Origin of the sequence: Saccharothrix texasensis (assembly GCF_003752005.1) — a bacterium.
Lineage (GTDB): Bacteria > Actinomycetota > Actinomycetes > Mycobacteriales > Pseudonocardiaceae > Actinosynnema > Actinosynnema texasense.
In genome coordinates this window covers 3,297,151-3,315,791 of record NZ_RJKM01000001.1, presented here as the reverse complement: position 1 = coordinate 3,315,791, position 18,641 = coordinate 3,297,151, and the positions used below count along the sequence as shown (strand labels likewise).

Below are 18,641 nucleotides of genomic sequence, written 5' to 3'. Positions count from 1 at the left end.
TACCGGCGACGTCGCCTTGACGCCAGAGCGTGTCAGGAGAACCATACCGACTGGTCGGAATGTCAGCCAGAGGAGGCGCGGTGGAGTTCTCGGGCAAGGTCGCACTGGTCACCGGAGCCGCGAACGGCATCGGCGCGGGAGTGGCCCGCCGCCTCGCCGCCGCCGGCGCGTCCGTCGTCGTCGCCGACGTGGACGACGCGCGGGGCGAAGCCGTGGCCGACGAGGTGGGCGGCGTGTACGCGCACTGCGACGTGCGCGACCCCCGGCAGAACGAGGCGGCGGTCGCGACGGCCGTGGCGCGGTTCGGCGGGCTCGACATCGCCGTGCTCAACGCGGGCATCGCCACCGGCTTCGGCCTGGGCGACGACTTCGACGCCGAGCGGTACCGCACGGTCATGGGCATCAACCTCGACGGTGTCGTGTTCGGCGCGCACGCGGCGTTGCCCGAGCTGAAGAAGCGGGGCGGGCGCATCGTCGCCACCGCCAGCATGGCCGGTCTGATGGCCATGCCCATGGACCCCCTCTACGGCGCGAACAAGGCCGCCGTCGTCGGACTGGTCCGCGGCCTGGGCCCGGTCGCCGCCGCCGACGGCGTCACCGTCAACGCGGTGTGCCCGTCCTTCGCCGACACCGCCATCATCACCGGCTTCAAGTCCACCCTGGAGTCCGCGGGGATGCCGGTCATGAGCGTGGACGACGTGGTCGACGCGTTCGTCTCCGTGTTGCGCGAAGGCAAACCAGGTGAATGCTGGTTCGTGCAGGCCGGACGCCCCAGCGCGCCGTTCACCTTCCCCAACCCACCCGGCCCGCGCACCGCCACCGGCGAACGCGTGCGGCTCGAGCACGACCCGATCGCCAAGGAGAACTGACCACCGTGCGCGCCATCCAGATCACCGAGTTCGGCGGACCCGAGGTCCTCAACGAGGTCGAGCTGCCCGACCCCGTCGCCGGGGAGGGCGAACTGCTCGTCGACGTCAGCCGCGCGGGCCTCAACTACGCCGACACCCACCAGGCCGAGAACTCCTACCTGTCGAAGATGGAGCTGCCGATGGTGCCCGGCGGCGAGGTCGTCGGCACGGCGGGCGAGCGGCGCGTGGTCGGCCTGACCAACTTCGGCGGCTACGCGCAGAAGGCCGTGGTGCCCGAGGCGACCGCGTTCGACGTGCCGGACGGCGTGGACGACCTGACCGCGTTGAGCCTCGTCGTGCAGGGCGCGACGGCCTGGCTGCTGCTGCGTCGCAGCGCGCACCTGGAGCCGGGGGAGAGCGTCGTCGTGCACGCGGCGGCCGGCGGTGTCGGGTCGCTGGCCGTGCAGCTGGCGAAGAAGTGGGGCGCGGGCCGCGTCATCGCCACCGCCAGCACCGAGGACAAGCGCGCGCTGGCGCTGGACCTCGGCGCGGACGTCGCCGTCGACTCCACCGCGGAGAACATGACCGACGTGCTGCGCGAGGCCAACGGCGGCCGGCGGGTCGACGTCGTGCTCGACATGACGGGCGGCACGGTGACCGACCAGAGCCTCGCCGCGCTGGCGCCGTTCGGCCGGCTCGCGTTCTACGGGATGGCCAGCCGGGAGCAGCCGACGCCCGTCGCGCCGGGCAAGCTGCTGGTCAAGTCGGCCGCCATCGCGGGCATGTGGCTGCCGCACGCGTTCAAGCTGCCCGGCCGCGTCGTGCACCGGGCCATGGGCGAGCTGTTCGACCTGGTCCTGGCGGGCGACCTGCGCGCCGTGCCGGGCGGCGAGTACGGGATGTCCGAGGTGCGCCGTGCGCATGAGGACCTGCGCGCCCGCCGCACCACCGGCAAACTCGTCCTCGACCCGTCACGCTGACCTGCCGGGAGCCCCGCCCGGCCTGTCACGGCGGAGCGGGCTCTCGCACATCGGCGCGGGGAAAGCCCTGACCAGGCCGGCTAGCCGGGACTGCCGGCGACGCGGAGCACGGGCCGGGGACGCGCCGAACGGGTGCCGTTGCTCACGGCACGGCACCCGTTCGGCAGTGGGATCAGTCGCTCAGCTCGGCCAGCGCGGCCTTGACCTTCGCGAGCTCGGCTTCCAGCTCTTCCATCCGCGTGCGGTGCTGGGCGCGGGCCGTCTCGATGACCTCGTCGATGCCGCCCGCGATGTCGTCGTGCAGCTCCTTGGCCGCCCGCGACACCGCCGCGGCCGAGATGGCCAGGCCCTGGACGACCCGCTTGGTGCCGTGCACCAGGTCGGCCTGCCACTCGCCGTCGGCGGTCCCGGTGACGGTCAGCGTCAGCTCGACCGTGCGGGTCTTCTTGGCCGTCGACTTGGGCCGCTTCACCGGCTTGGCCTCGGCCTCCGCGGGCTGTTCGGCCTGCTCTGCCTGTGCCACGGGTGCGACCTCCTGCTGCACGGGTGCGGCGGGCGCCTCGGCGTCCACCGTCTCTTCCTGCTCCACGAGCGTGTCCGCCTGCACGTTCTCGTTTTCCTCTCTGCGCATCCGGCTCGACCCGGCGTGATCATAGAACACGTGTTCGATGGTGGGTCGATTGCCCCGCACAGCGTAGGGTGTCGGCCTTGTGAGTGGTTGGAGGGACTTCCCCGCTCGCCGGTTCTTGGACCGGTTGAGCGACGAACTCGGTGTCGCGGCGGTGCTGGCGCCTGGCGTCCTGGCGCCCGGGGTGCTGGCGGCGATCGACCAGCACGGCGCGGCGGTGCGCGACATCCTCGCGTTCGGCGTGCCCGCGGCGGCGGTCGCCGGCGCGGTGCTGCTGGCCGGGTACGCCAAGGGCGTGCTCGACGAGGCGCAGGCGCACGGCTGGACACCGCCGGCGATCGTGGACTGGGCGAACGCGGACTGGCTGACGCTGAGACTGGCCTCCGTCTGCCACCTCGCCCGGCGTGACGAGCCGGCACTCGAAGCCTGACCCCCGGATCCCTCACGCCGCCGAGCCTGACCGCGCCCACTCCGAGCGGGCCGATCGAGCCGGTCACATCGACCGGTTCACTCCCGCATTTCCACATATACGGGATCAGCCGGCCGTTGTTGTCGGTGGTCGCCGGCAAAATAAAAGCAGGGGTCCCCTGGGCGAGGACCCCTGCGTAGCGTTCGGGTGAGGCGTTCAGCCGGTGGCGGTTGCGCCGCCGGCGGTGGAGGTCAGCGCTGCTCGCCGGGCGGGAACTGGCCCGGGTGCGGCTGGACCGGTCGGGTCGGCTGGACGGTGGACGGTCCCGGCTGCACCGGGGTGCCGACCGGCGGCGTCGGCATGCTCGCCGCGTGCGCCGGCGTCTCGCTCATCCGGGTGGTCTGCTCGGCCGGCGACACGCCCTGAGCCGTCCGCTGGACGTCCTCACGGCCGCGCTGGTAGGCCTCCGCCTGGGCCTTGGCCTGCGGCGCCTCGTTCTCGGCCTTCGTCAGCCAGCCCTCCCACCGCTGCTGCATCGGCTTGATCAGGCCACCGCCCACACCGATGACCGCGATACCGCCGACCGTGGCCAGGATGGTGATCAGGATCGGGGTGGTGACGGTGGTGGCGACGCCGATCTGGTTCAGCGCCGCGATCACGCCGAGCGCGATGATGAACCACGAGGCGGCCTTGCCGAGCGTCGGCCCGTAGGACAGCCCGCCGAGCGCACGCGTGGCGATGTCCTGCACGGCCCGCGCGACGGCGAAGGCGACCACGATGATCACGATCGCCACGATCGCCCGCGGCAACCAGGCGACGATCTCGGTCAACAGGGTGCTCACCGGGTTCGAGCCGAAGACCCCGAACGCGATCTGCAACGCGATCAGCAGCACGGCGTAGTAGACGATCTGCGCGACCAGTCCCGAGGCGTCGAACTTGGACCGCGCCATCGCGTCGCCGAGCCCGCCGCGCTGCACGGCGCGGTCGAAGTGCAGGCGGCCCAGCAGCTTGTGCACCGCCGCGCGCAGCACCCGGGCGACGATCCACCCGATGAGCAGCACGACGATGAACCCGACGAGTTTCGGCAGGAAGGTCACCACGTTGCGCAGGGCGTCACCGGTGGCGTCACCGATGCCTTGAGCCTGCGCCGTCTGCACGGCGAGCAGGGTTTCCATCGTCTACGACCTCCTCGGACGACCGGTTCGTCTCCAGCAACCGGCTACCCGAGGTGGCCACACCAAACCTGTTGTCCCCCGACCGGGTGACGCCGATCCGGTGCACTGTGAAACGCCCTGGTCAGGTCAGGCCGGAGGGGACGGGCGTCACGACCCGTCCGGTGGCAGGCGGACCGTCCGGTCCACCTCCACGTGCGCGACACCGGGCACGGCGCCGAGCAGGTCGCCCACACCCGGCGCGACCGACCCGGTGACCACGCCCAACCCCTCCAGCACCTGCTCGACCACCATCCCGGCGTCGCGCAACGCCGAGACGACGGCCGGCAGGTTCGCCGCGCTGTCGTCGGCGACCGAGACCACGACCTTGTCCACGGGCGCCTCCGTCAGGGGCTCAGGGAGCTTGCACCAATCCTGCACCCACGTCCGTGGAAGGCAAGCCCAGTCGACGACCGGTCTGCGCCAACCGCGCCCACAGCTCCCACCCGCGCGCGTTGTGCTTCTCCGCGATGAGCGCCGCGACCCCCGCGACGTGCGGCGTGGCCATGCTCGTGCCCTGGATGCGCTTGTGCGGGCCCAAGCCGCCGTCGTCCTTGTTCCAGCTGGAGTAGATGTCCACACCGGGGCCGACGATGTCGACCTGGCCCACGCTGTCGACCGTCCCGCAGGAGAAGAACGCGATGGCCCGCTGCACGTCCACCGCGCCGACGGACAGGATCGACGGGCAGTTGGCCGGGTGCCCGACCGGCGCGACCTTGCCCGGCCGGTTGCTCTCGTTGCCCGCCGCCGCGATGATCAACGTGCCCTTGGCCATGGCGCGCGTGGCGGCCTGCTCGAAGACCTGCGAGTACGGCGTGCCCGGCCGCACGCTCGCGCCCAGCGACATCGAGACGACCGCGCAGCCGTTGGCGATGGCCCACTCGATGCCCGCCAGGATGCCGCTGTCGGAGCCGCTGCCCTGGTTCGACAGCACCTTGCCCGCGTAGACCTCGGCCTCGTGCGCCACGCCGTACCCGGGCCCGCCACTGGCGGCTTTGCGCGGGCCCGCGGCGGAGCCGATGCAGTGCGTGCCGTGGCCGTGGGCGTCGTCCACCGTCTCACCGGCGATGAACGACTGCGTCATCACGGCGCGGCCCGCGAAGTCGGGGTGCGCGACGGTGAAACCGGTGTCGAGCACGGCGATGCGCACGCCCTTGCCGGTGGCGGAGCTGATGCTCGCGCCGACGGCCTGCAAGCCCCACGTGAACACGGACTCGTCCACGGCGGGCGCCGCGGCCTGGTCGACACCCGTGTCCGGCGGCGCGGTGTAGGCGTGCACGACCCGTTCGGCCTCGACCACGGAGATCGGGCCCGGCGCGTCGACGGCCCGGGTCAGCTGCTGGACCTGGTCCGGCGTCGCGTTGACCACGGCGATGCCGAGGTCCTGGAAGATGACGCCGTCGGCGGCGGCCAGCTCGGCCCTCGTGGCCGAGTCCGCGGTGCTCGCCGCGCTGATCCCGGCGACCCGGTTCATCTCCCGCGCGCCCGCCGCGACCGACTTGTCGTCGAGGAGCACGAGGTAGCGGCCGGTGGTTTCGGCGTCCGTTGGTTGTGACATGACGACCCCCTTCGGGGTTGGACGGCAGTCAGGTGTAACCCCGGAGCACGCCCTGGCTCAATCGGCCGGAAGAGTTGGCCGCGAGCCCGAGCGTGTTCGTATGCCGTAGTGGAGCCGTCAGCACCCGAAGAGATACAGGTCAGGCGGCCGCCGGAGCCGTACCACGCTTTCGGGTGAACTTCTTGGCCAGTGGTTCGACGACCCGCGCCGCGACCGGGCCCAGCACCGCCATGAGCAGCACGTAAGCCGTCGCCAACGCCGCCAGCTGCTGGTCCACCGCACCGGACGCCACCGTCAACGACGCGATCACGATCGAGAACTCGCCGCGCGCCACCAGCGCCGCCCCCGCCCGCGCCCGACCCATCCGCCCGATGCCCTGCCGCCGAGCCGCCCACCACCCGGTGGCGACCTTCGTCAGCGTCGTCACCACGGCCAGCGCCACCGCGAGCGCCAACACCGGCGGGATCGACGCCGGATCGGTGTTCAGGCCGAACACCACGAAGAACATCGCCGCGAACAGGTCCCTCAGCGGCTCCAGCATCCGGGTGGCGTTCTCCGCCGTCGACCCCGAGATGGCGATGCCGAGCAGGAACGCGCCCACCGCCGCCGACACCTGCAGCTCCGAGGCCACCCCGGCGACCAGCAGCGCCGCGCCGAGCACCTTGAGCAGGAACACCTCCGGGTCGGGGCTGTCCACCAGCGCCGACACGTACCGGCCGAACTTCAGCGCGATCACCAGCACGACCGTGATCGCGGCCAGCGAGATGCCCACCGCGGTCAACCCGCCGGCGAAGCTCACACCCGCCAGCACGGCCGTCAGGATCGGCAGGTACACCGCCATCGCCAGGTCCTCGAACACCAGCACCGACAGCACCACCGGGGTCTCCCGGTTGCCCAGCCGGCCCAGGTCCCCGAGGACCTTCGCGATGATCCCGGACGACGAGATGTAGGTGACGCCGCCCATCGCCAGCGCCCCGAGCGGACCCCAGCCCAGGATCAGCGCCGCGATCACGCCCGGCGTCGCGTTCAGCACGATGTCCAAGAGCCCGGCCGTCCACGACCGCTTGAGGCCCGTCACCAGCTCGGCGGCCGAGTACTCCAGGCCGAGCAGCAGCAGCAGGAGGATCACGCCGATCTCGCTGGAGATGTGCGTGAACGCTTCGATGCCGTGCAACGGCACCAGGCCGCCCTGCCCGAAGGCCAGGCCGCCGATCAGGTAGAGCGGGATCGGGGAGATGCCGATCCGCCACGCCATCTTGCCGAGCAGACCCAGCCCGAAGAAGACCGCGCCGAGTTGGATCAGTGCGAGTGCGGTGCTGTGCAAGGTGTTCAGCCACCGCCCAGGAGCTCGGCCGCGGCGCCGAGGCCGTCCGCCGTGCCGACCACGACCACGAGGTCGCCGCCGCCGAAGACGAAGTCCGGGCGCGGCGACGGGTGCACCGAACCCGCGCGCACGACGGCCACGATGGACGCGCCGGTGCGCGTGCGCAGCTCGGTCTCGGCCAGCGGGCTGCCGTCGAACCGGGAGCCGGGCACGATCGGGAACTGCTTGGTGGAGATGCCCGCCACCTCGCGGTGCTGCTCCTGCAGGTGCGCGACGAGCTGCGGCGAGCCGAGCAGCCCGGCGAGGGTGCTGGCCTCGGCGGGGGTCAGCGGTATCGACGCCGTGCAGTCGTCGGGATCGTCCAACGACGAGACGATCAGCTCGAACTTGCCGTCACGGTGGGTGATCACCCCGATCCGACGGCCCGCGCGGATCATGAAGTCCTGACGGGTGCCGATCCCCGGAAGCGGCGTCACCTCGACGTTCACAGCATGTGATCCTAGACGAATGCGTACACGTGTTCGGGCGATAAGTCGCGGTTGGGTGGTTCGCGACCAGGTGCCCGGCCCGGACGTGGACGAGTTCGCCGAGCCCGAACGCGTCGTCGCCGCCCTGGCCCGCGCCCGCCCCGGCACGCTGCTCGCCGTGCAGCACCCGCACCGCACCCCCGCCGCGCTGGCCGCCGGGTCCTCGCTGCTCGACGCCCTGCCGCACGCCGTCGCCGAACTCGCCCACCTGCGGCGCACCGCCTACCGGGAGGTGCGGGACGTGGTCGCGCCGTACCGGGTGGACGGCCCGGACGGCACCGCCCACGGGCTGCTGTGCCTGGTCGACCCGGCCGCGGTCGGGCACACCGAGGACGTGTACCCGGACGTCGTCGCCGAACGCGCCCGCGTGCTGTCCGGCCTCGGCTGTGTGACGAGCGCCGCGATGCTGGTGCCGGTGGCCCGCGAGGTCCGGCTGACGCGGCTCGTGGCGGAGGTGGACGACGAGCCCGCCGTGTCCGTCGTCGACCCCGGTGGCCGGCGCCACTGGTTGTGGCTGGTGGGCCCGGGGGAGCGGCAGGACGCCCTGCTGCGAGCCGCGGGCGAGCACCCGTTGATGGTCGCCGACGGCAACCACCGGGTCGCGGCGTCAGCCAGCCTGTCAGGGTTGTTGGCGCTGGTCACCGCCGGTCCGGACCTGCGGATCGGGCCGATCCACCGGGCCTTGGCGGGCACCGGGCTGTCACTGGCGGACATGGCGGTCGCGTGGCGCGCGCACGGGCTGGCGGTGACACCGGTCGACGCGGCGACCCGCCCGTCGCCCGGCGTGGTGGTCGCGGTGGCCGGGTCGTCCGCGGTGCGCGTCGAGCTGCCGTCCGCCGGCGTGGACCACGCGCTCGTCGAGACCGTGCTGCTGGGCGAGGCGCTCGGCCTGGACCCGGAGAGCCCGCACGTGCGCCCGGTGACCGGCGAGGCGCCCACCGAGGGCGTGGACGCCGTGCTGCTGATCGCCCCCGTGCCGCTGGCGGACGTGCTGGCCGTGCACGAGGCGGGCGGCCGGATGCCGCGCAAGAGCACCTACTTCACGCCCAAGCCGCGCAGCGGTCTGCTGCTCGCCGACCTGGCGTGAGTAGCCCTCCCGGACTTGTGGTGAGTGGACCTTTCAGCATGCCACTGATGCGGAACATGCTGGTGAGATGTACTGCCGTTCGTCCACGACGAGGGAGTCGGGGGTGCTGCGCGGGCACCCGGCCCGCGTCGAAGTGGCCATCACCCGCGTCGAAGCCAAGGGGAAGCTGGGCCGGAACCGGCCCGCGGCCGACGTCGACGGCGTGGTCGCCGGGCCGCGGGCGACGAAGCCTCCGCCGCCGTGGTCGACCGAGCACGCCGACAGGTGGTCCAGCAGGTATTCCAGCGCCCTCCGGCTCCGCCCGTTCGACCGGTCCACGACGACCGCGAGCCGGGTCCGGCGCAGGAACTGAGGCGCAGGAACTGAGGCGGCGGAATTGTCAGACCCCTGTGGCAGGATAAAAGCAGGGGTCCCCTGGGCGAGGACCCCTGCGGAGCGAGGGCGTCGAAGAGTCGTCGGCGCTGGTCGAGCCCACCGCCCGGCGCTGGTCGAGGTCGCCGCGCGGTGTCGTGCCGATCTCCGGCGGTCCGGTGCGCCCGACGGCGAGGCGCGGCCGTCGAGGTGGCGCTGCGCGACCGCCCGCCGACGCCACGACCCGCACGCCGGCACGTCGCCCGGTCACGTCGCCCGGTCACGTCGGACGAGGTCGCCGCGACCGCGCTCTTCCCGCCCCTACCGGCACATCCGGCGCGACCGGGCGGGAGCCGCCCGTCGACCGAGGCGAGGACTGGCCACCTGATGCGGGTGTGACGGGCCACACCAGGCACAATTGGAGGCCGACGACCGTCGTCGCGTTGAGGAGGAAACCCCGTGGAACACGGTGAGCTGCGTGGCGTGGTGGCCCTCGACGGGCCGTCCGGCACCGGCAAGTCCTCTGCGGCGCGCCGCCTCGCGGCCACGCTGGGCGCGCGTTACCTCGACACCGGCGCGATGTACCGCGCGGTCACGCTGGCCGTGCTGCGCGCCGGCGTCGACCTCGCCGACACCGGCGTGGTCGCCGACGTCGCCTCCGCCGCGCTCGTCGTGCAGGGCACCGACCCGGACCGCTCGACCACCCACCTCGACGGCGCCGACGTCGGCGCGGAGATCCGCGGCCCCGAGGTGACACTGGCCGTGTCACCGGTGTCGGCGGTGCCCGCGGTGCGCGAGCTGCTCGTCGCCGAACAGCGCCGGATCATCGCCCAAGCGCTGGACGAGGCGGGCGGCATCGTCGTGGAAGGCCGGGACATCGGCACCGCCGTCGTCCCCGACGCGCCACTCAAGGTCTACCTCACCGCGGACGCCGAAGCCCGCGCCCAACGCCGCGCCAAGCAGGACAGCGCGTCCGGTCGCGAGTCCACGCTGGACGCCACCCTCGCCGACGTGCAGCGGCGGGACGCCTACGACTCGTCACGCGCGGTGTCGCCCCTGCGCGCCGCCGAGGACGCGGTCGTGCTCGACACCACGTCCCTGGACCTCCCGGGCACGCTGGCCGCGTTGCTCGACCTGGTCGACGCCCACGGGCTGCTGGCCCAGCCGAGCGGACGGGTGCGCGGGTGACCGGACAGCTCCCCGAGGGGGCGTCGCCCTGGCTGCACGAAGTCGGCCGGTGGATCGGGCGCGTGCCACTGCGGTCGGGGTTCCGCGTCCGGGCGCGCGGCATCTCCCGGATCCCGCTCGAAGGCCCCGTGGTCTTCGTGGCCAACCACAGCTCGATGGTCGACGGACCGATCCTCTTCGGCCTGCTGCCGAGACGTGTGGTCTTCTTGATCAAGCAGGAGATGTTCAAGGGCGTGGCGGGCACGCTGCTGCGCAAGATCGGCCAGCTGGCCGTGCGGCGCGGCGCGCCCGACCGGGCGCCGCTGCTCGCCGCGCAGAAGGTGCTGCGAGCCGGTGGCGTGGTCGGCGTGTTCCCCGAGGGCACCCGCGGCACGGGCGACGTGGCCGAGGCGCAGGCGGGCGCCGCGTGGCTCGCCCGCTCGACCGGCGCGGTCGTCGTGCCCGTCGCGTGCCGGGGCACCCTGCGCCCGGCCGGAACCCGACGGCGGTTCCGGCCCGTGGTGGACGTGCTCGTGGGTGAGCCGTTCGAGCTGCCGAGCGACAAAGGTCGCCAGGCGCTCGTGAAGGCCACCGAGCAGGTCCGCGACCGCTTGGCCACGCTGGTGGCCGAGCTCGACAGCCAGCGAGGAGAAGTCACATGACGGACTTGGACGGCACCTGGGCGGACGAGTCCGACTGGACCGCGTTCGACGAGACGGTGGAAGGCGAGGAGGGCGGCACGCCGCCCACGCCCGTGCTGGCCGTGGTCGGCCGGCCGAACGTCGGCAAGTCGACCCTGGTCAACCGCATCATCGGCCGACGTGAAGCGGTCGTGCAGGACGTGCCCGGCGTGACCCGCGACCGGGTCGCCTACGACGCGCTGTGGAACGGCCGCAAGTTCACCGTCGTCGACACCGGCGGCTGGGAACCCGACGCGGTCGGCATGATGGCCGCCGTCGCCGCCCAGGCGGAACTGGCCATGGCCACCGCCGACGCGATCCTGTTCGTCGTTGACGCCGCCGTCGGCGCGACCACCAACGACGAGGCCGCCGTCAAGCTGCTGCGCCGGTCCAAGCGGCCCGTGCTGCTGGTCGCGAACAAGGTCGACGACGAACGGCTGATGTCCGAGGTCGCGTCACTGTGGTCACTCGGCCTCGGCGAGCCGATCCCCGTCTCCGGCCTGCACGGCCGCGGTTCCGGCGACATGCTCGACGCGATCCTCAAAGCCCTGCCCGAGACGCCGCGCGAAACCTTCGAGGCCGTCCGCGGCGGCCCCCGCCGGGTCGCCCTGGTCGGCCGGCCGAACGTCGGCAAGTCGTCCCTGCTCAACCGCCTCACCGGGGAGAACCGGTCGGTCGTGCACGACGTCGCGGGCACCACCGTCGACCCGGTCGACTCGCTGGTCGAGCTGGACGACGAGATGTGGCGGTTCGTCGACACCGCCGGCCTGCGCAAGCGCGTCAACTTCGCCTCCGGCGCCGAGTACTACGCCTCCCTGCGAACGAAGGCCGCGATCGAGTCCGCCGAGGTGGCGATCGTGCTGCTGGACGCGTCCGAGCCGATCAGCGAGCAGGACCTGCGGGTGCTGACCATGGTCGTGGACTCCGGGCGGGCGTGCGTGCTGGCGTTCAACAAGTGGGACCTCGTGGACGAGGACCGGCGCCACGCCATGGTGCGCGAGCTGGAACGCGGCCTCGTCCGGGTCCCGTGGGCGGAGAAGGTGAACATCTCGGCCCTGACGGGACGCGCGGTGCGCAAGCTCGCCCCCGCCCTGCGGACCGCGTTGAAGTCCTGGGACACCCGCGTGCCGACCGGGCAGCTGAACTCGTGGCTGACCGACCTGATCGCCGCCACCCCGCCCCCGGTGCGCAGCGGCAAGCAGCCGAAGGTCCTGTTCGCCACCCAGGCCAGCACCCGCCCGCCGACGTTCGTGCTGTTCACCACCGGTTTCCTGGAGGCCGGGTACCGGCGGTTCATCGAACGCAGGCTGCGCGAGGAGTTCGACTTCCAGGGCAGCCCGGTGCGCATCTCGGTGCGCGTGCGGGAGAAGCGCACGAAGAAGTGATCCGCCGGACGGGGGCCGTTCGTCGCGGCAGGTTGCTCCGGCAGGCGGAATGCTGTTGCCTGGCGTCGTGCCGGCGCGATTGGTCCTCGCCGATGACGAAGCGCTGCTCCGTCGAGGGCTGAAGGTCCTGCTGGAAGCGGACGGCCGGGTCGAGGTCGTGGCGGAAGCCGCGGACGGCGCCGGCCTGCTGGACGCCGTCCGCCGGCACCGGCCGGACGTCGCCCTCGTCGACGTGCAGATGCCGGGCATGGACGGGCTGGCCGCGCTGCGGGCGCTGCTCGCCTGGCCCGACCCGCCCGCGCTGGCCGTGCTGACGACGTTCGACCTGGACGACTACGTCGCCACGGCGCTCGAGCTCGGTGCCCAGGGCTTCCTGCTCAAGGACGCCGAGCCGGACGCCCTGGTGCGCGCCGTGCTCGACCTGGCCGCCGGGGGAGCTGTGCTCGACCCCCGGATCACCGCCCGGCTGCTGCCCAGGATGCGCGCCGCCCGACTGCGGCGCAGCCCGCAGCTCGACGGCCTCAGCGCACGCGAGCGGCAAGTGCTCGGACTCCTCGCGAGCGGCCAGCCGAACAGCGCCATCGCCGCGTCCCTCGGCCTGAGCGAGGCGACGGTGAAGAGCTACGTGTCCACCGTGCTCACGAAGCTCGGCGTCGAGAACCGCGTCCAAGCCGCCCTCGTCGCCCACCAGGTGGGCACGTGGTGATCGTCCTGGAAGTCCTGGCCGTCCTGGTGCCCGCCGCGATGGTCCTGCTGGCCGACCACGTCCCGTACGCCTGGTCGATCCCGACGGCGCTGGCGGCGTGCGCGCTGCTGCCGGTGCGCCGTCGATGGCCGTGGGTCGCGGCCCTCGCGTGCCTGCCGGGCCTGGTGGGCGGCCTGGGCCTGCCACCCACCGTCGTCGCCCTCTACCGCATCGGCCGCAAGTCCACCGTGCCGGTGATGATCACGTGGGTGGCGCTGGCGACCGCGCTGCCCTCCACGCTGGTCGTCGTCAGCCAAGGCCTGCCCCCCGGCGCCGCGCTCCTGACCTTCGCGTTCAGCCTCTTCATGGCCGGCGCGCCGACCGCCCTCGGCGCCCTGATCACCACCAGGCGCGAACTGACCGCCAGCCTCGCCGAGGCGTCACGGGCGCGGACCGCCGAGGTGGAGGCCCGCGAGGCCGGCGCCCGTGCGTCGGAACGCGCCCGGATCGCCCGCGAGATCCACGACGCCGTGGGCCACCACGCCACGCTCATCGCCGTGGAGGCAGCCGCCCTGGCCGCCACCACCGAGGACGCCAAGACCCGCGACACCGCGCTGCGCCTGCGTGCGTCGGCGAAAGAAGCCCTGGCCGAGATGCGTGCCGCCCTGGGCCTGCTCAACACCGAGCCGAGCCCCGGCTACGACGGCATCGAACCCCTCATCGACCGCGCGCGGTCAGCCGGCCTGACCGTCCGCTTCGAGGACCGGAGCGACCACCCACCGGCACCGGCCACCGGCCGCGCCGCCTACCGCGTAGTGCAAGAAGCCCTGACCAACGTCACCAAACACGCCCCCACCGCCCCCGTCCACGTGCGACTGTCGCAAGAGGATGGACGGCTGCGCGTGACGGTGACCAACACCCGCCCCACAACCCCGCCGACGCAGTCGGACCAAGGCGGCCACGGACTGCACGGCCTGAAGGAACGCGTCACCCAAGCCGGAGGAACCCTCACCACCACCGCGCACGCGGACGGCGGCTTCACCGTCGACGCGACCCTACCGACGGGTCCGTCGAAAGTTGACGCAGATGACTCGACTTTCGGCGGTAGTGCACGAAACCCGGCGAACGCATAGTGGTCCCGAGGCGTCGAACCGGGGGACGGGCGACACCGAGGGGACCAGGGGCCCGCCACCGGCGGGCCCCTGCCATATCCCCAGGTAGACCGCTTGATCGGCGGATCTGGGGGGCCGTGTCGGGGGCCTGTCTGGGGTGCGCTAAGCTATCCGCGCACCCCACAAACGGGGGTGCGGCCGGGACGTGGCGCAGCTTGGTAGCGCACTTGACTGGGGGTCAAGGGGTCGCAGGTTCAAATCCTGTCGTCCCGACGGTCTGAAGAAGCCCGCTCGATCTGGATGTTTGCCCAGGTCAGCGGGCTTTTTCGTGCATCGGTGTTGATCTTCACCTGGTCACGGGACGGTAACTTTGCGATCTTGGTGAACGCTGTTCAGGAGCGAAATCAGGAGCGGGGCGCTCCAGATCTTTGACCAACGCCAAATGGGGTCGTCCCAAACGGGTGAATCCCGCCAACCGACGCCAAACGCCACCCGTTGGGGTGAATCGCTTCCACTGTGCGCCGAGCGTCCTGAACGCGCCCTGACCTGCCGATACGGCCGCCCGGCGACCTGAACCGACGCGATCGGACGCAAACTGAGGGGGTCGCAGGCGTCCGGCGATCGCCGTGGTGCCGACGGCATGGCGCTGCGACTCCTGTGGGCGGTCCGGGGTAGGGCGCCTCAGTCGCTGTTGGACGCCTAGGTGCTGCCCAGCGAGACGGTAAATGTTCCCGGCGCCGGATGCTCCTGAGGCCCTTCTATCAGGTGGGAAGTCTGGTTCGCACTGGTTCCCGAGATCATTGAGTAGGTCTGTCCGCACCGGCGAAGGTCGGTGCGGACAGTCAGCTCCTGCTGCGAGGTGGCCGTCGAGGGGCCCAAAAATTGTCGGGGTGACGTCGTAGCCTCAGGTGATGGGGTACTCCGGAGATCGTTCAGTATCAGCGGGCCGTGGGGGTCCGTTGTTGTTCACCAACTTCCTGCCAATCCGGTTCGCAGGGCAGGTGGTTGCCGGTGTGCTGCCCTACGAGTCGGCAGGTCACCTTGAGGATCTCCGCAGTCGGCTCCGCGAGTCTCATGTGGTCGTCCGGGATCGAAACGACGTTGTGTGCGTTCCACTGGCACAGGGCGCCGAACAGATCGGCGAGCGCAGGGTGATCGCCTCCACCGTGCGTGACGTGCTGCTGCAGACCCGGCTGCTCGAAGAGTGCCTCAGGCGCATCCTCACAGTGGAGTGGAAGTACCTGCTCAGGCGTGAGTACCCAGTGCGCTTCGTGTCACGGCTGGCCGGCAAGGACCTAGTGGAGCAGGCGTTGGGCCGGGGCATCGACAGGTTGCACGTGTATCCGGAGTACTCGCTGGACGTCCGCCGTAGCGGGCCACGCGAGTACCCCGGCGTGGTGATCGGGAGGAAGGTCCGTTATGAGATTGATCTTCCCGTGGACGTCCTGTTGCGACGTGGCGTTCCGGTGGTCGGGGTCTACGTGCTGGCGGAGTCGGAGTCGGCGCGTGCCTGGCCGTCCCAGGACGCACACGCGCGGCGCAAGCTGGTCGGCCGGGTGACCGATGTGGTCGACGGCAAGCTGCTTGTGCAGTCGCGGGAGGGCGAGGTGAAGCTCGACGCGGCGCGCACGTGGATCGAGTCCAATCTGGGCAACTTCCAGACAGTGCTCCGGAAGGCGTGCGGGCGGTCGTTCGAGCGTGATCTGGTCGCGCTGGACGGCAAGATCGCCGCGTTCAACAACGCGGAGCGGCGCATCGCGGACACGGACAAGATCGCGAACGCATTGCTGGACCTCGGACCGCTCGACGTCGCGGCCGGGATGACGGCGCACCTGGCCAGGCCGCTGCGGTTGAAGGGCAGCCAGCATCCGCACGTTCGCACCTTGAGCGAGCCGACCTTCGTGTTCGACCAGTCGGGGGACAAGACGGATCGGTACCCGGAAGCCGGGCTGAACAAGTTCGGTCCTTTCGACACGGAGTCGTTCACCCCGAAAGCGCCGACGATCGCCGTGGTGGTTCCCCGCCAGTTCCAAGGCCGTGTGGAGACCTTTCTCACCAGGTTTCGCGACGGTGTCCGCAGTTCATCCGCGTTCCCCGAAGGGTTCGTCCGAAAGTTTCGCCTGACCGACTGCACCTTCACCCTCATCGTCTTCGACGGCGATGTGCAGGACGCGAGCGCCTACAAGCGCGCCTGCCTGAGTGCGCTGGAGGCCAAGGAGAAGATCGACCTCGCGTTCGTCTTTACCAGCGCTGCCCAGGAGCACCTGACGGGCAACGAGAGTCCCTATCTGGTGTCCAAGTCGACCTTCATGAGCCAGTCGATCGCGGTCCAGGAGTTCCAGGTCGAGAACATCACGGACAGCCCTGGCATCGCCTACCCGCTGAGCACGATGGCGCTCGCCGTCTACGCCAAACTGGGCGGGACGCCGTTCGCGATCAAGGACAACGGCCAGCCGACCAGGCGGGAGCTGATCTTCGGCATCGGCAGCGCGCAGGTGTTCGAGGACCGGTTGGGCAAGGGGGAGCGCGTCGTCGGGATCACCACCGTCTTCAACTCCGACGGCACCTACCTCGTGTCGAACGTGTCCAGGGAGGCGCCGTACGAGCAGTATCCGAAGGCGCTGCAGGACGCCCTGCGGGCGTGCCTCACCGAAATCAAGGGGCGCCAGGGGTGGAAGTCCAACGACTTCATCCGGCTGGTCTTCCACGTCTTCAAACTCCTGAAAGACGAAGAGGCCCAAGCCATCAAGGAGCTTGTGGAGGGTTTGACGGCGGACTTCGCCGGCGTCGAGTTCGCGTTCGTGACTGTCGTCGACGACCACCCGTGGATGATCCTCGACGAGAACGCCAGGGGGGTCAGCGCGGGGAAGGGGAGCAAGGGGAAGTACGTGGCACGACGCGGTTTCGCCGTGCCGATCAGCAAGAGTGAGATGCTGGTGACGGTCAAGGGACCGCGAGAGATGAAGAGCGAGTCGCAGGGCGCGCCGAAGCCTTTGCAGCTCAAGCTGCACCGCGAGTCCACGTTCACCGACATCGACTACCTGGCCGGACAGCTCTTCAGGTTCACGGCGATGTCCTGGCGGAGACCGTACCCCTCGACGAAGCCGGTGACCATCCTGTACTCCGACCTCATCGCCGGCTTGCTGGGCAAGCTGCGCCACGTGACGAACTGGAACTCCGACGTAATCTTCGGGAAGCTGCGCTACAGCAGGTGGTTCCTGTGACCGGACCTGATGACACGACTACCGGGCAGTTGCTCTTCAGCACGCAGCTCAGAGCGTTCCAGCGCTGGATCGACACCGAGAACACGCCGGGCAGCCTGCACGGCATGTTCGCCAGGCAGATCCTCGGCGACGGCACGTCAATTCGATGGCACGTCGAACCAGACCTCGACGCCTGGCTCGCGGCGAACGTGAACCGATTGGAAGACGCGCCCGCGCTCGCCGTGCTGGGGTATGTCGCGACGGCCCAGCCGACACGGCTTCCGGTCTTCGCCGACGTGCTGGTGCACGGGCTTGAAGGTCTGGCCGGGCGTGATCCGTACCCAGGCGACCGAGTGACCCCGCTGTACTCGGCAGGAATCGTCCTCGGGCTGCACCTCGCCGCGCGGGCGGTGCAGGACCGCGTGCCGCGGTTCCTGAGCTGGCTACAGAAGGCGCTCAACCACCCGATGAGAGAACCCAACGACCCGTGGCTCGATCTGATGCATCAGCACGTCCTCGCTGAGCTCACCGGTGAACCGGCCTCGTTGCCGGCGTTGGCGGGGCTGGCCGACCATGCGCTCGTCGCGGCGTTCTACCTGCTCGCCTCCGGCACCGGGGTGGCCACGGACACCCCGGAGGAGCTACGCGCCGCACAGCAGCGGGCCATGCACGCATTTCTACGCACTGATCCCGCTGAGCTGGAGGTACGGCATGCCGCTTTGTGGCTGAACTTCGCCGAAGGGGTGGCTACGGCCAGCGCGGACCAGTTGGTGATCAGCGTCCCCCAGGTGAGCCAGGCGCTCAGGCGTTTTCCTCCCGCGATGAAGCGATGGGTGTGGGACTCCGCCGAGCTCAAGGACCCCAAGTGGTGGCGGGTCGACGCCGAACGCGAGGTGCAGGCCATCTTGTGGATTATGCTCCGCGCGATCTTCGATGACGTGGTCGACGAGGAGAACCTGCCGAAGCTCGGCCACAGCGCCTACCGCGCGGACTTCGCGCTGCCCAGCCTTGGGCTGTTCATCGAGGCCAAGTTCGTGCGCGGCAAAAGCGACTTCAAGGACGTGGAGCAGGAGGTGATCATCGACTCGGTCGGCTACCTCAAGGACAACGAGCGCTACCGGGAGATCATCGTCTTCATCTACGACGACTCGTGTTCCACCGAGCATCACGACGAGACACGTCGCGCGTTGATCGATCTCCCTGGGATCGCCGACGTGATCATCGTGTCTCGCCCGGGGGTGCTTCCGTCAGCAGACGATCGGAAAGCCATGGGTCGGGGTGGCCGTCGCGCGGGTGCTGGGCGGATTACGGCGGCGCGAGCGGGCGCTCCGGGTGTTCGATAACGCCGAACACCCCAGTGCGGCCCGCGCCGTTGCTACCCGGCGGCGACGTGCGGGTGGTGATCACCTCCCGGCACTGTCCTGGGGCACCGTGGCCGACCCAGTCACCGTCGACGGGTTGACCGCGGACGAGTCCACCGCTTCCT

18 protein-coding genes and 1 tRNA gene are annotated in these 18,641 nt (G+C 70.9%); 13 read left to right on the top strand and 6 right to left on the bottom strand.

Going from position 1 to position 18,641, the window contains the following annotated elements:
* The first annotated feature begins 59 nt into the window (after positions 1 to 59).
* Positions 60 to 869, top strand: a complete 810-nt coding sequence (locus tag EDD40_RS13300) for an SDR family NAD(P)-dependent oxidoreductase (RefSeq protein WP_123743170.1) — start codon at positions 60 to 62, stop codon at positions 867 to 869.
* A 5-nt stretch (positions 870 to 874) separates the two neighbouring features.
* A complete protein-coding gene (locus EDD40_RS13295; RefSeq protein ID WP_123743169.1) occupies positions 875 to 1,828 on the top strand; it encodes a quinone oxidoreductase family protein in 954 nt (317 codons plus the stop codon).
* A 172-nt stretch (positions 1,829 to 2,000) separates the two neighbouring features.
* On the opposite strand, the gene EDD40_RS13290 is transcribed toward EDD40_RS13295, so the two are convergent.
* Positions 2,001 to 2,459: a DUF6319 family protein gene (locus EDD40_RS13290; RefSeq protein WP_246037644.1), complete on the bottom strand. Its 459-nt coding sequence runs from the start codon at positions 2,457 to 2,459 to the stop codon at positions 2,001 to 2,003.
* A 124-nt stretch (positions 2,460 to 2,583) separates the two neighbouring features.
* Here EDD40_RS13290 and EDD40_RS13285 point away from each other — a divergent pair, with 124 nt between their 5' ends.
* Complete coding sequence (locus tag EDD40_RS13285) at positions 2,584 to 2,886, top strand: DUF6401 family natural product biosynthesis protein (protein ID WP_246037643.1); 303 nt, start codon at positions 2,584 to 2,586, stop codon at positions 2,884 to 2,886.
* Positions 2,887 to 3,116: 230 nt separating this feature from the next.
* On the opposite strand, the gene EDD40_RS13280 is transcribed toward EDD40_RS13285, so the two are convergent.
* From EDD40_RS13280 to EDD40_RS13260, 5 genes are all read right to left on the bottom strand, one after another.
* Positions 3,117 to 4,040 carry a mechanosensitive ion channel family protein gene (locus EDD40_RS13280; RefSeq protein WP_123743166.1) on the bottom strand — a complete coding sequence of 308 codons (924 nt, stop codon included), beginning with the start codon at positions 4,038 to 4,040 and terminating at the stop codon, positions 3,117 to 3,119.
* Positions 4,041 to 4,187: 147 nt separating this feature from the next.
* Entirely contained in the window at positions 4,188 to 4,412 is a 225-nt protein-coding gene (locus tag EDD40_RS13275) for a hypothetical protein (RefSeq protein ID WP_123743165.1), read from the bottom strand.
* A gap of 19 nt (positions 4,413 to 4,431) precedes the next feature.
* Positions 4,432 to 5,634 (bottom strand): S8 family serine peptidase, encoded by a 1,203-nt coding sequence (locus EDD40_RS13270; RefSeq protein ID WP_123743164.1) that lies wholly within the window; start codon positions 5,632 to 5,634, stop codon positions 4,432 to 4,434.
* A 139-nt stretch (positions 5,635 to 5,773) separates the two neighbouring features.
* Positions 5,774 to 6,958 (bottom strand): cation:proton antiporter, encoded by a 1,185-nt coding sequence (locus EDD40_RS13265; protein ID WP_123743163.1) that lies wholly within the window; start codon positions 6,956 to 6,958, stop codon positions 5,774 to 5,776.
* A gap of 5 nt (positions 6,959 to 6,963) precedes the next feature.
* Positions 6,964 to 7,446 carry a cation:proton antiporter regulatory subunit gene (locus tag EDD40_RS13260; RefSeq protein ID WP_170185059.1) on the bottom strand — a complete coding sequence of 161 codons (483 nt, stop codon included), beginning with the start codon at positions 7,444 to 7,446 and terminating at the stop codon, positions 6,964 to 6,966.
* 19 nt (positions 7,447 to 7,465) lie between these two features.
* Here EDD40_RS13260 and EDD40_RS13255 point away from each other — a divergent pair, with 19 nt between their 5' ends.
* From EDD40_RS13255 to EDD40_RS13210, 10 genes are all read left to right on the top strand, one after another.
* Positions 7,466 to 8,572, top strand: coding sequence for a DUF1015 family protein (locus EDD40_RS13255; protein ID WP_123743162.1), 1,107 nt, complete (start codon positions 7,466 to 7,468; stop codon positions 8,570 to 8,572).
* A 67-nt stretch (positions 8,573 to 8,639) separates the two neighbouring features.
* Entirely contained in the window at positions 8,640 to 8,924 is a 285-nt protein-coding gene (locus tag EDD40_RS42625) for a hypothetical protein (RefSeq protein ID WP_211348169.1), read from the top strand.
* Positions 8,925 to 9,382: 458 nt separating this feature from the next.
* Positions 9,383 to 10,111 (top strand): (d)CMP kinase, encoded by a 729-nt coding sequence (cmk, locus tag EDD40_RS13245; protein ID WP_123743161.1) that lies wholly within the window; start codon positions 9,383 to 9,385, stop codon positions 10,109 to 10,111.
* Complete coding sequence (locus EDD40_RS13240; RefSeq protein WP_123743160.1) at positions 10,108 to 10,752, top strand: lysophospholipid acyltransferase family protein; 645 nt, start codon at positions 10,108 to 10,110, stop codon at positions 10,750 to 10,752. The genes cmk and EDD40_RS13240 overlap by 4 nt, the downstream gene beginning before the upstream one ends.
* Positions 10,749 to 12,155, top strand: a complete 1,407-nt coding sequence (gene der, locus EDD40_RS13235; RefSeq protein ID WP_123743159.1) for a ribosome biogenesis GTPase Der — start codon at positions 10,749 to 10,751, stop codon at positions 12,153 to 12,155. The genes EDD40_RS13240 and der overlap by 4 nt, the downstream gene beginning before the upstream one ends.
* Positions 12,156 to 12,204: 49 nt before the next feature.
* Positions 12,205 to 12,861, top strand: a complete 657-nt coding sequence (locus tag EDD40_RS13230; RefSeq protein ID WP_123743158.1) for a response regulator — start codon at positions 12,205 to 12,207, stop codon at positions 12,859 to 12,861.
* The gene (locus EDD40_RS13225; protein ID WP_246037642.1) at positions 12,855 to 13,973 is read left to right on the top strand and encodes a sensor histidine kinase; all 1,119 of its coding nucleotides are present in this window, start codon (positions 12,855 to 12,857) and stop codon (positions 13,971 to 13,973) included. Before EDD40_RS13230 ends, EDD40_RS13225 begins: the two co-directional genes overlap by 7 nt.
* Positions 13,974 to 14,151: 178 nt before the next feature.
* A tRNA-Pro gene (locus tag EDD40_RS13220) sits at positions 14,152 to 14,225 on the top strand.
* A gap of 689 nt (positions 14,226 to 14,914) precedes the next feature.
* On the top strand, positions 14,915 to 17,176 hold the full coding sequence (locus tag EDD40_RS13215) for an argonaute/piwi family protein (RefSeq protein WP_170185058.1): 2,262 nt from the start codon (positions 14,915 to 14,917) through the stop codon (positions 17,174 to 17,176).
* Complete coding sequence (locus tag EDD40_RS13210; protein ID WP_123743157.1) at positions 17,173 to 18,498, top strand: PD-(D/E)XK nuclease domain-containing protein; 1,326 nt, start codon at positions 17,173 to 17,175, stop codon at positions 18,496 to 18,498. The genes EDD40_RS13215 and EDD40_RS13210 overlap by 4 nt, the downstream gene beginning before the upstream one ends.
* Positions 18,499 to 18,641 lie beyond the last annotated feature (143 nt).